10 protein-coding genes and 1 tRNA gene are annotated in these 13,232 nt (G+C 38.6%); all 11 read left to right on the top strand.

Going from position 1 to position 13,232, the window contains the following annotated elements:
• Positions 1-43: 43 nt before the first annotated feature.
• The 11 genes from A9G03_RS06820 (at position 44) to truB (ending at position 13,190) form a co-directional block, all read left to right on the top strand.
• Positions 44-1,606, top strand: a complete 1,563-nt coding sequence (locus A9G03_RS06820) for an anthranilate synthase component 1 (protein WP_065798781.1) — start codon at positions 44-46, stop codon at positions 1,604-1,606.
• The gene (trpD, locus tag A9G03_RS06815) at positions 1,606-3,237 is read left to right on the top strand and encodes a bifunctional anthranilate synthase glutamate amidotransferase component TrpG/anthranilate phosphoribosyltransferase TrpD (protein ID WP_065633362.1); all 1,632 of its coding nucleotides are present in this window, start codon (positions 1,606-1,608) and stop codon (positions 3,235-3,237) included. Before A9G03_RS06820 ends, trpD begins: the two co-directional genes overlap by 1 nt.
• Positions 3,238-3,251: 14 nt before the next feature.
• Positions 3,252-4,634 carry a bifunctional indole-3-glycerol-phosphate synthase TrpC/phosphoribosylanthranilate isomerase TrpF gene (gene trpCF / locus A9G03_RS06810; protein ID WP_065798780.1) on the top strand — a complete coding sequence of 461 codons (1,383 nt, stop codon included), beginning with the start codon at positions 3,252-3,254 and terminating at the stop codon, positions 4,632-4,634.
• Between the two features lie 21 nt (positions 4,635-4,655).
• Positions 4,656-5,849 (top strand): tryptophan synthase subunit beta, encoded by a 1,194-nt coding sequence (gene trpB / locus A9G03_RS06805; protein ID WP_065633364.1) that lies wholly within the window; start codon positions 4,656-4,658, stop codon positions 5,847-5,849.
• Positions 5,846-6,652 carry a tryptophan synthase subunit alpha gene (gene trpA / locus A9G03_RS06800; protein ID WP_065798779.1) on the top strand — a complete coding sequence of 269 codons (807 nt, stop codon included), beginning with the start codon at positions 5,846-5,848 and terminating at the stop codon, positions 6,650-6,652. Before trpB ends, trpA begins: the two co-directional genes overlap by 4 nt.
• Before the next feature lie 207 nt (positions 6,653-6,859).
• Positions 6,860-6,936, top strand: a tRNA-Met gene (locus tag A9G03_RS06795).
• Positions 6,937-7,127: 191 nt separating this feature from the next.
• Entirely contained in the window at positions 7,128-7,589 is a 462-nt protein-coding gene (gene rimP, locus A9G03_RS06790; protein WP_065633366.1) for a ribosome maturation factor RimP, read from the top strand.
• A 16-nt stretch (positions 7,590-7,605) separates the two neighbouring features.
• Positions 7,606-9,081, top strand: coding sequence for a transcription termination factor NusA (gene nusA, locus A9G03_RS06785; RefSeq protein ID WP_065798778.1), 1,476 nt, complete (start codon positions 7,606-7,608; stop codon positions 9,079-9,081).
• 17 nt (positions 9,082-9,098) lie between these two features.
• Entirely contained in the window at positions 9,099-11,780 is a 2,682-nt protein-coding gene (gene infB, locus A9G03_RS06780) for a translation initiation factor IF-2 (RefSeq protein ID WP_065798777.1), read from the top strand.
• Between the two features lie 65 nt (positions 11,781-11,845).
• Entirely contained in the window at positions 11,846-12,223 is a 378-nt protein-coding gene (gene rbfA, locus A9G03_RS06775; protein WP_065798776.1) for a 30S ribosome-binding factor RbfA, read from the top strand.
• A gap of 67 nt (positions 12,224-12,290) precedes the next feature.
• A complete protein-coding gene (truB, locus tag A9G03_RS06770) occupies positions 12,291-13,190 on the top strand; it encodes a tRNA pseudouridine(55) synthase TruB (RefSeq protein WP_065633370.1) in 900 nt (299 codons plus the stop codon).
• Positions 13,191-13,232: the final 42 nt, after the last annotated feature.

Raw genomic sequence — 13,232 nt, 5'->3', positions numbered from 1 at the left:
AAATGCATAGTTTAAATAAAAATTTAAAAATAGAGAGTCAACAATGAATAAGCCAACATTATCGCAGATAACCAAAACCATTGGTTATTATCAAGATCCGACTCAGGTATTTTATCAATTATGTCATGACAAGCCAGCTACATTGCTGCTTGAATCAGCCGAAATCGATAACAAGCAAGGCATAAAAAGTGTGATGATTGTGGATAGTGCGTTACGCATTTCGGCAATCGATCAACAGGTGATATTTGAAGCTTTAACTTCAAATGGGCAAACGTTGTTACCTTTACTTGCCGATGCATTTTCAACAAGTACTGTGAAAGTTGAAGCTGAAACGTCAAAGTTGACATTGGTGTTTCCTCAAGTTGATGCCATGCAAGATGAGGATTCTCGATTAAAATCGCTATCCGTTTTTGATGCGTTAAGAACGCTACTTAGTCTTGTGAATTATTCGAAACAAGCAAGCCATGATGCGATTTTTGTTGGCGGGCTATTTAGTTATGATTTGGTGGCTGGTTTTGAAAATTTACCTAAACTCCCTACTGATATGCGCTGCCAAGATTTTTGTTTTTATTTAGCTGAAACGTTATTAGAAATTAATCATCAAAATCACGTTTCAATATTAAAAGCGACCGCTTTCACAGCTGAACCCAACGAAGTGGAACGTTTAGCCAAACGTATTGATGAGCTGCAAACTTTGTTAAACCAACCGATAAAGCCAATTCCTACTCAATCCCTTGCCAATATTATTGTTGATTGTAATAAAAGTGATGATGACTTTAATACCATAGTTAAAAAGATGCAAGATGCGATTCAACAAGGCGAAATATTTCAAGCAGTGCCATCTCGTCGTTTTATACTGCCTTGTCCTAAGCCTTTGTCTGCCTATCAACTTCTTAAAACTAATAATCCAAGCCCTTATATGTTTTATATGCAAGATAAGGATTTTGTGTTATTTGGTGCTTCACCAGAAAGCGCACTTAAATATAGTAAAGCCACCAATCAAGTTGAAATCTATCCTATTGCCGGAACGCGTCCTCGAGGCTTAACCGCTAATGGCGACATTGATTATGATTTAGATAGTCGTTTAGAGTTAGATATGCGTACCGACAAGAAAGAACTGGCAGAACATTTAATGTTAGTGGATTTAGCTCGTAATGATTTAGCACGTATTTGTCAGCCAGGTACACGATATACTAAAGATTTACTCAAAGTTGATCGCTATTCGTTTGTGATGCATTTGGTGTCTAAAGTCATTGGTCAATTACGTGAAGATTTAGATGCACTTCATGCTTATCAAGCGACCATGAATATGGGGACATTAACCGGTGCGCCCAAAATTCGTGCAATGCAATTGATTGCCGAATCAGAAAAAGTTAAACGAGGTAGCTATGGTGGGGCAGTAGGGTATTTTACTGCCAATGGTGACCTTGATACGTGTATTGTGATTCGTAGTGCTTATGTTGAAAACGGCATAGCGACTGTTCAAGCAGGAGGCGGCGTGGTTTTAGATTCTGAACCACAATTTGAATCCGACGAATCACGTAATAAAGCGCGCGCTGTGGTTAGAGCAATTATGGCAGCACATAATGTAGAAGGTGTATTCTAATGGCTAATATTTTATTTATTGATAATATTGATTCTTTTACTTATAACCTCGTCGATCAACTACGTAATAGCCAACATAATGTGACGATTTACCGTAATACGATCCCGGCTGATGTTATAGTTGAAAAACTATCACAAATGCAAAATCCGATTTTGATGTTATCGCCAGGACCCGGCGCACCAAGTGAAGCAGGTTGTATGCCAGAATTACTTAAACGCCTAAAAGGTAAATTACCGATTATAGGTATCTGCCTTGGTCATCAGGCGATTGTTGAGTCTTATGGTGGAAGCATTGTACCGGCGGGTGATATTTTACATGGCAAAGCTTCACTTATTGAACACGATGAACAAGCTATGTTCAAAGGCTTACCTAATCCATTACCGGTCGCGCGGTATCATTCATTAAAAGGCGAAAATATTCCTAAAACTCTAACCATTAATGCCTTGTGTAATAATATTGTGATGGCGGTGCGTAATGATGAGGATCGGGTGTGTGGTTTTCAGTTTCATCCCGAATCAATTTTAACTATTCAAGGGGTAAAACTGCTTGAGCAAACCATTGAGTGGGCGCTTAATCCATCACAACAAACAGCGCAACCAAAACAAGAAGCCATTATTGATAAGCAAGAGTATAATGTTCAACCTATTCTCAATAAATTATATTTAGGACAGGTATTAAGCCAACAAGAAAGTAAAATACTGTTCAACTTAATTATTCAAGGTAAAATCGAACCGACGGTATTGGCAACTGCAATAATTAGTATGAAAGTTCGCGGTGAAAAGCCCGATGAAATCGCAGGAGCCGCGCAAGCGTTGCTTGAAAATGCCGATAGTTTTGCTATTCCAGATTATGCGTTTACCGATATTGTCGGAACAGGCGGTGATGGTACCAACAGTATTAATATTTCAACCGCCAGTGCCTTTGTGGCTGCTGCGTTAGGTTATAAGGTGGCTAAACATGGTAACCGTGGGGTGTCGAGTAAATCAGGTTCATCAGACGTGTTGTCTGCTTTAGGCATTAAGTTAAATATGCCGGCTGAAGATTCGCGTAAGGCGTTAGATGAACTTGGTGTATGTTTTTTATTTGCTCAGCAATATCATTCAGGTTTTCGTCATGCCGCGCCGGTTCGTCAGCAGTTAAAGACTCGAACTATTTTTAATGTACTAGGGCCGCTCATTAATCCGTCTCGTCCTAAACGAATTTTATTAGGGGTATATCACCCAGATTTAATCAAACCGATTGCTGAAACGTTAACTATGTTAGGTTATACCCATGCCTATGTGGTACATGGTTCAGGAATGGATGAAGTTGCGATTCATGGTGAAACGCAAGTGGCTGAAGTGCATAATGGCAAAATTCGTTACTTTACGTTAACACCGCAAGATTTTGGCTTACAGCAATATACATTAAAAGATATTGAAGGTGGCACGCCAGAGATGAATCGTGATATGTTAATTGCGATTTTACAAGGACATGGCAAACCGGCTCATGAAGCAGCGATTGCCGCTAACGTTGCGATGTTAATGAGTTTGTTTGGTCAGTCCGACTTAAAACAAAATGCTAAACAAGCGATTGAAATGATGCGTAGTGGTAAAGCTTATCAACTATTACAGCAATTAGCGGCAAGATAACAGTGGAGAAAGATATGGCAATTGCAGCATTAACGGAAAATGTTGAAATGGCAACCGTATTGAAAAAAATTATCGAAGATAAACAAAGTTGGTTAGTCTCACAGCAAGCATCAAAACCGCTTGAAACATTTAAAATGGATGTGAAGCCTAGTGATCGTGATTTTTATCAATCATTAAATCAAACTAAAACAGCATTTATTTTAGAATGTAAAAAAGCCTCACCGTCAAAAGGGTTAATTCGGGATGATTTTGATCCTGCAACTATTGCCAAAGTGTATAAAGATTATGCTTCGGCTATTTCGGTGTTGACCGACGAAAAATATTTTCAAGGACGTTTTGAGTTTTTGCCTATCGTACGTAATGAGGTAACTCAGCCTGTTCTTTGCAAAGACTTTATTATTGATGAATATCAAATTTACTTAGCGCGTTATTATCAAGCCGATGCCATTTTATTAATGCTATCAGTCGTCAATGATGATGAGTATCGTCACTTAAGCCATATCGCTCATCAACTTAATATGGGCATATTAACCGAGGCAAGCACACAAGCCGAAGTGGAACGAGCAATTGCACTTGGTGCTAAAGTGATAGGTATTAATAATCGTAATTTGCGTGATTTGAGTGTCGATTTAAATCGCGTTAAAAATCTATCAAAAACCATTCCTGATGATCGCATTATTATCAGCGAATCGGGGATTTACACACATAATCAGGTTAAAGAATTAAGTCAGTTTGCTAATGGTTTTTTAATTGGTAGCGCGCTGATGTCAGAACCTAATTTAACCTTAGCGATTCGTAAAGTCATGCTGGGTGAAAATAAAGTTTGTGGTTTAACTCGTGCTGAAGATGCGATAGCTGCTTACCAAGCGGGTGCGGTATATGGTGGATTGATATTTGCACCAAAATCACCTCGTTATATCTCGCCAATAAATGCCCGTAGAGTCATTTCAGCTGCGCCGCTAAATTGGGTAGGTGTGTTTAAAAATGAAACGATAGATCAAGTTTGTCAAATAGCTGAACAACTTTCACTTTATGCTGTTCAATTGCATGGTGATGAAGATAACCAATATATCCAATTATTACGTGAAAAATTACCTAAAAATTGTCAGATTTGGAAAGCATTAAGTATCAGCAATACCATCCCCGAACACAATAATCCGTTAGTCAATCGTTACATATTCGATCATGGTGCTGGGGGAACGGGTAAAAGCTTTGATTGGTCACTACTTGCTGGGCAAGATTTAACTAATGTGATTTTAGCCGGCGGCATTAATCCGCAAAATATAAAAAATGCTTTAGCTACAAATGTGATTGGGGTGGATTTAAATTCTGGTGTCGAAATTTCGCCGGGTATTAAAGATAAACACAAAATTCAAGCTGTATTTGAACAAATTTAATTAATGTTAAAAGGAATAGTTATGTCAAAATTAAATCCTTATTTTGGTGAGTTTGGCGGGCAGTATGTCCCTCAAATATTGATGCCTGTGCTTGAGCAACTTGAGGATGCTTTTTTATCAGCGATTCATGATCCAAGTTTTCAAAAAGAGTTTAATGATTTATTAGTCAATTATGCCGGCCGACCAACTGCGCTTACTTTATGTAAAAACTTAACAGCAGGTACTAAAACTAAACTCTATTTAAAACGTGAAGATCTTGTACATGGCGGTGCACACAAGACCAATCAAGTATTAGGGCAAGCGTTACTAGCCAAACGTATGGGCAAAACCGAAATTATTGCCGAAACCGGTGCAGGGCAGCATGGCGTTGCATCAGCACTGGCCTGTGCGTTACTTGGCTTAAAATGCCGTATTTATATGGGCGCAAAAGATGTTAAACGGCAAGCGCCTAATGTGTTTAGAATGCGATTAATGGGAGCGACTGTGATTCCGGTTGAAACAGGATCTGCTACTTTAAAAGATGCTTGTAACGAAGCATTGCGTGACTGGTCAGGAAGTTATGAAAAAGCTCACTATATGCTTGGTACCGCAGCAGGTCCGCATCCTTTCCCGACTATTGTACGTGAATTTCAGCAGATGATTAGCCGCGAAGCCAAACAGCAAATATTAGAAAAAGAGGGACGTTTGCCTGATGCCGTGATTGCTTGTGTTGGCGGTGGATCTAATGCAATTGGTATGTTTGCGAATTTCATTGAAGAAAAATCAGTACGCTTAATTGGTGTTGAACCGGGTGGACACGGCATTGAAAGCGGTGAACATGGTGCATCATTAAAACATGGTAAATTGGGTATCTACTTTGGTATGAAATCACCAATGATGCAAACTGATGAAGGGCAAATTGAAGAGTCGTATTCGATATCAGCGGGCCTTGATTTTCCATCGGTTGGACCTCAACATGCTTATTTAGATAGTATCGGCCGTGCGCAATATGTTTCTATTACTGATGATGAAGCGTTAGATGCCTTCAAAGCGTTGTCGCGTCATGAGGGTATCATTCCTGCGTTAGAATCATCGCATGCTTTAGCTTATGCACTAAAGATGATCAAAGAAAATCCTAATAAAGAACAGTTGTTGATTGTCAATCTATCCGGTCGTGGAGATAAAGATATCTTTACTGTTTATGATATTTTAAAAGCAAAAGGAGAAATTGAATGAACCGTTATCAAAAATTATTTGATAAATTAAATCAAGAAAAGCGGGGCGCATTTGTTCCTTTTGTTCCTGTTGGGGATCCTAATCCAGAACTCTCTTTACGAATAATTCAAACTTTAATTGATGCCGGTGCGGATGCGTTAGAGCTGGGTATTCCATTTTCTGACCCAATGGCAGATGGCCCAACTATACAAAATGCTAATATTCGCGCTTTTAAAGGTGGTATTAGTGTTGAAAAATGTTTTGAGATATTAACTCAAATCAGAAGTTATCATACTGATATTCCTATTGGCTTACTCATCTATGCTAATTTAGTTTTTAAAAATGGTATTGATAACTTCTATGCGAAATGTGCAAAAGCTGGCGTAGATTCAGTATTAATTGCTGATTTACCGGTTGAGTATGCACAAGAATTTACCAAACATGCAGAAAAATATAAGATTGCGCCAATCTTTATTTGCCCACCAAATGCCGATGACGAAGTTATTAAAAAAATAGCTGAATTGGGTAAAGGTTACACCTATCTTGTGTCACGTGCTGGCGTAACCGGTACTGAAAATCGCGCCAACAAACCTTTAACGCATTTAATCCAAAAATTGACTCAGTATGGCGCGCCACCAGCTATTCAAGGATTTGGTATCTCAGAACCCTCACAAGTGAGTGAAGCAATTAAATCAGGTGCAGCTGGTGCGATCGCAGGATCAGCTACAGTCAAAATTATCGAGAAAAATCTAGATGAACCTGAAAAAATGCTCAGTGAATTGAACAATTTTGTCAAAAAGATGAAATTAGCGACGTCTAAATAATTTTTTTCCGCTGATAATTCAGCGGAATATTTTATTTTTTTATTGATTTGATTATGCCGTTTTGCTTACTTATTTTACATTTGTTTTGTAAAAAAGACTGAAATTTATTCTGTTAGATTAATCAATTACTTCAGCTATATTTGCTAAAATTAACATTATTACACGTTGCACTTTATTTAAAATAAGGTATAATCTTCAACCATCTATCGCGGGGTGGAGCAGCTTGGTAGCTCGTCGGGCTCATAACCCGAAGGTCGTTGGTTCAAATCCAGCCCCCGCAACCACTTAGATTTTCATTCATAAATCAATTTACCCTTTTTATTGCGTGAAAGTTCGAATCAAGTGGCTTCATTATAGTTAGTTTTAAATGTAGCCTCGCATGTCGAGGTTTTTTTTCGTGTTTTGATTTAAGCGTAAGTTTAAAAGGAATGTTGGGCTATATGCCCTTTTTTTATTTTTTGCAGTGGAGGTTTGTTTGGCTAATATAGAACAGCAATTGACGGATATCATACAAGAACCTGTGAATGCCCTTGGTTTTGAGTTAGTTGGCGTTGAATACATTCGTGGCCGTTACCCAGTGTTACGAGTTTATATAGATAGTGAAAACGGTATAACTGTTGATGATTGTGCTGATGTTAGCCGACAAATTAGCGCTGTGCTTGATGTGGAAGATCCTATCAAAGATGCCTATAACCTTGAAGTTTCATCACCTGGTATGGACAGACCACTGTTTACGTTAGAGCACTATCAACGTTTTGTTGGTGAAGAAGTCACAATTAGTCTGCGTATTCCTGTTGCTAATCGTCGCAAATGGAAAGGACAGATAAAATCCATTGATAATGAGATGATTACACTAACGGTGGATAATAACGATGAAGTGTTTGCTTTTAGCAATATTCAAAAAGCAAATATAGTACCTAATTTTAACCTTAAATAGAGTACGGGTGTAAAGGATGAATAAAGAAATTTTAGCTGTTGTTGAAGCAGTATCAAATGAAAAAGCACTAACGCGTGACAAAATTTTTGAAGCGTTAGAAACCGCATTAGCAACAGCCACTAAAAAGAAACATAATGTTGATATTGATGTTGTGGTAAAAATTGATCATAAAACTGGGGATTATGATACATTTCGCCGTTGGTTGGTGGTTAATGAAGTTACGCAACCAACTAAAGAAATAACCCTAGAAGCAGCGCAATATGAAGATCCAACATTAAAAATTGGTGACTATGTTCAAGAACAAATTGAATCTGTTGCTTTTGACCGAATTACAACGCAAACGGCGAAACAAGTTATTGTGCAAAAAGTGCGCGAAGCTGAGCGTGCAATGGTCATTGACATGTTTAGAAACCGAATTGGTGAAATCGTAACGGGTATCGTCAAAAAAACCAATCGCGATAGCGTGATTTTAGATTTAGGTAACAATGCCGATGCAATGATGTCACGTCATGATATGTTGCCACGTGAAAACTTCCGTATTGGCGATCGTGTACGCGGTATTCTATATCTGGTTGAACAAGACAATAAGCCCGCACAGCTATGCATTAGCCGGTCTAACCCAGAGATGATGGAAGAGCTATTCCGTATTGAAGTTCCTGAAATTGGTGAAGAGATGATCGACATCAAAGGTGTTGCTCGTGATCCGGGTTCTCGCGCTAAAATTGCTGTTAGCAGTAACGACCGTCGTATCGATCCAGTTGGTGCATGTGTTGGTATGCGAGGCGCTCGAGTCCAAGCAGTTTCGAATGAGTTTGGCGGTGAACGTATTGATATCGTATTGTGGGATGATAACCCTGCACAGTACGTGATTAATGCTATGGCACCTGCTGACGTTGTGTCAATTGTTGTTGATGAAGATAAACATACAATGGATGTGGCTGTCAATGCTGATACTTTACCACAGGCTATTGGTCGTAATGGTCAAAATATCCGTTTAGCGTCGCAACTTACGGGTTGGACATTAAATGTAATGAGTACCGAAGATTTACAAGAAAAACATCATGCCGAATCGTTCGCTGCAATCAGTAACTTAATGAAGCATTTAGACATTGAAGAAGATCTTGCACAACTATTAGTTGAAGAAGGTTTTACTTCGCTAGAAGAACTTGCTTATGTACCGGTTGATGAATTACTTGAAATTGAAGAGCTTGATGAAGAACTGGTTGAAGCATTAAGAAATCGCGCAAAAGATGCTTTAACAACCTTAGCTCTTGCTCATAGTGGTGATAAAAGACCGGCGCAAGATTTATTAGATTTACCGGGTATGACACAAGAATTAGCCTACCAATTAGCCCAACATGACGTTATTACTTTGGAAGATTTAGCAGAACAAGGTACCGATGATCTCGTGGATATTGAAGGTTTAACAAGTAAACAAGCTGGCGATTTTATTATGGCTGCACGTAATATTTGTTGGTTTGCAAATGAATAATTGAGGGAAAGTAATACATGACCAAAGTATCAATCGAAACACTGGCTCAAGAGATAAATACTCCAGTGCAAACACTTTTGCAACAGTTTGCCGATGCTGGGATGAAAAAAACCGCGTCTGACACTGTTACACAAAAGGAAAAAGAAGCTTTGCTTGCGCACTTAAATCCTCAGCAAGGTCCAACAAAATTAACACTACAACGTAAAACTCATTCAACGTTGAATGTGTCAAGTGCGGGTGGCAAAAGCAAAGAAATTAAAGTCGAAGTCCGTAAAAAACGTACTTTTGTAAAACGCGATCCGGCTGAAATTGCTGCCGAGCAAGAAAAAGCACGTCTAGAAGCTGAAAAAGCTAAACAAGAAGCAGAATTAGCAGAATTACAAGCACGTAAAGAAGCTGAAGAGAAAGCGAAGTTAGCCGCAGAGCAAGAAGCTAAAAAACGCGAAGAAGAGGCTAAAAAACGTGCTCAAGAAGAGAAAGCTAAACAGCAAGCCGCTAAACCTGTGCAAGAGCCGACAACGGATCCTAAAGTAAAAAAAGCACAAGAAGAAAAAGCGCGTTTAGAAGCAGAAGCCAACGAAATAAAACGTAAAGCTGAAGAAGAAAATCGTCGAAAATTAGAAGAAGATGCTAAACGTATGGCCGAAGAAGCTCGTAAACTAGCAGAGCAATATAGTGATACTGATGATAACGACAATAGTGAAGATGATGATTATCATGTCACCACATCTAAATATGCACGCGCTGCTGAAGATGATACCGACCGTGAAGTCGAAGGTGGTCGAGGCCGAGGTCGTGGCGGTAAACAAACTAAACAGAAAAAAGCTAGTAAATTATCTGAAGGTAAAGCTGAACGAGAAGAAGCCCGCGCAGTTACGCGTAGTGGTCACAAAAAGAAAGGTAAAAGTGCATTGCAACAAAGCTTTACTAAACCTGTTCAAGCCGTTAACCGTGATGTAGTCATTGGTGAAACGATTACTGTTGCTGAACTTGCTAATAAAATGGCTGTTAAAGGTTCAGAAGTGATTAAAACCATGATGAAGATGGGCGCAATGGCAACCATTAATCAGGTTATCGATCAGGAAACTGCACAACTTGTTGCCGAAGAAATGGGACACAAAGTGGTACTTCGTCGTGAAAACGAACTTGAAGAATCCCTAATGAGCGACCGTGATACTGGTGCAGAAAAAGTTGCTCGTGCACCTGTCGTCACTATCATGGGGCATGTTGATCATGGTAAAACTTCATTACTTGACTACATTCGTAAAGCAAAAGTGGCATCGGGTGAAGCTGGTGGTATTACTCAGCACATCGGTGCTTACCATGTAAAAACACCAAATGGCGAAATCACCTTTTTAGATACACCAGGCCATGCTGCATTTACGTCAATGCGTGCTCGTGGTGCTAAAGCAACCGATATCGTGGTATTAGTTGTAGCGGCTGATGATGGTGTGATGCCACAAACTATTGAAGCTATTCAACATGCGAAAGCGGCAAATGTGCCAATCGTTGTTGCAGTGAATAAAATTGACAAACCAGAGGCCGATCCTGAGCGTGTAAAAGGTGAACTTGCCCAATATGGCGTAATGTCAGAAGATTGGGGCGGTGATACGCAATTTGTACACGTATCAGCTAAAGCAGGTACAGGTATCGATCAATTACTTGAAGCGATTTTATTACAAGCCGAAGTACTTGAACTTACTGCTTATGAAACAGGAATGGCAAGCGGAGTGGTTATTGAATCATTCTTAGATAAAGGACGTGGTTCAGTTGCAACAGTGCTAGTTCAATCAGGTACTTTACGAAAAGGCGATATCGTACTATGTGGTTTTGAATATGGTCGTATTCGTGCAATGCGTAACGAATTAGGTAAGGAAGTTACCGAAGCCGGTCCATCAATTCCGGTTGAGATTTTAGGTCTTTCTGGCGTACCATCAGCAGGTGATGAAGCAACAGTTGTTCGTGATGAAAAGAAAGCGCGTGAAGTTGCGCTCTATCGTCAAGGTAAATTCCGTGATGTGAAACTTGCACGTCAACAAAAAGCGAAACTTGAAAACATGTTTACTAACATGACAGAAGGTGATGTTTCTGAACTTAATATCGTTCTTAAAGCTGACGTACAAGGTTCGGTTGAAGCAATTTCTGATTCATTACTTAAACTATCAACAGATGAAGTTAAAGTTAAAATCATTGGTTCAGGCGTGGGTGGAATTACCGAAACTGATGCATCACTTGCGGCGGCATCTAATGCAATTATTTTAGGCTTTAATGTTCGTGCTGATGCATCGGCTCGTAAGGTTATTGAATCTGAAAACTTAGATCTTCGTTACTATTCTGTTATTTATGACTTAATTGACGAAGTTAAACAAGCCATGAGCGGTATGCTTGCACCTGAATACAAACAAGAAATTATTGGTCTTGCTGAAGTGCGTGATGTATTTAAATCACCAAAATTTGGTGCAATCGCTGGTTGTATGGTTACAGAAGGTGTGGTTAAACGCCATAATCCAATTCGCGTACTTCGTGATAACGTTGTTATCTATGAAGGTGAACTTGAATCCTTACGACGCTTCAAAGATGATGTTAATGAAGTACGTAATGGTATGGAATGCGGTATTGGTGTACGTAACTACAATGATGTTCGTGTTGGTGACAGCATCGAAGTGTTCGAAACCATCGAAATCAAGCGTACCATTTAATCATTACCAAACATGTTATAAGCAAGGTTTAATCCTTGCTTATTCATTTTTTAAGGAAAATAGATATGGCAAAAACATTTAGCCGCTCATCACGAGTTGGGCATGAATTACAAAAAGAGATTGCGATCATCTTACAACGAGAAATCAAAGATCCACGATTAGGAATGGTCACTGTTTCTGGCGTAGATATTTCGCGCGATCTTTCCTATGCCAAAGTATTTGTAACTTTTCTTAATGATGATGATCCACAAGTTATTGAGCAAGGATTAACGGTGCTTAATGATGCAAAAGGATATATTCGAACCTTAATTGGTAAAGCGATGCGTTTACGCATTATTCCTGAAATCAAATTCTTTTATGATGAGTCACTGGTTAAAGGAATGCAAATGTCTAATTTAGTGTCTGATGTGATTAGACAAGACAATGAACGGCATAAAGATTAGCTAAAAAGTTAAAATTATACTTAGCAAATAATTATTAAAAAACTTAAACATTGAATATAAAGCACCAATGATGAATACAAAAAAAATTCGCCGTGACATTCACGGCGTTTTATTGTTAGATAAACCGCAAGGTATGACTTCCAATGATGCATTGCAAAAAGTAAAAAGGTTGTTTAATGCAAAAAAAGCAGGGCATACAGGTGCACTCGATCCTTTAGCAACAGGCATGTTACCGATTTGTTTTGGTGAGGCAACCAAATTTTCGCAATACCTTTTAGATTCAGATAAACGCTATCGAGTGATTGCCAAGTTAGGCGAACGAACTGATACTTCAGATGCTGATGGTCAAATTATTTGTTCTAAAGTTGTTAATATTTCTCAATCACAAATTGATGAAGCATTAACGCACTTTCGTGGCGATATTTTACAAGTACCAACCATGTTTTCAGCATTAAAATATCAAGGTAAACCCTTATATGAATATGCCCGTCAAGGTATTGTGATTGAACGTGAAGCAAGGCCTATCACTGTCTACCAAAATCAATTTATTCAATTTAATCCCGATAATAACCAATTAACATTAGAAATACATTGCTCGAAGGGCACTTATATTCGAACCATTATTGATGATTTGGGCGAACTACTTGGCTGTGGCGCGCATGTTATTTATTTAAGACGTTTGCAAGTATCAAATTATCCGATTGATAAAATGATAAGCTTGGATGAATTACAACACATTAACGATAAACAAGCTTTACTCATGCCAGTAGATAGTCCTGTGCAAGATTATCCAAAAGTTACTTTAACTGATATTCAAGGAAAAGATATATTGTTAGGTCGAAATATTGTACTTGATACATCAGTATCAAGCGAAACATTAGTTCGAATTTATCAAGAACAACAGTTTATCGGTATTGGTATACAAAAATTTAATCAACTATCACCAAAACGCCTGATATCAGTTTGATTATTGAACATTATTACCTAGATAATTTATGTTATTTATTGC

The sequence above is a fragment of the Gilliamella sp. wkB171 genome (assembly GCF_001693755.1).
Lineage (GTDB): Bacteria > Pseudomonadota > Gammaproteobacteria > Enterobacterales > Orbaceae > Gilliamella > Gilliamella apicola_F.
Note: the sequence above shows the minus strand (reverse complement) of the source record. Positions and strands in the feature narration are given on the sequence as shown.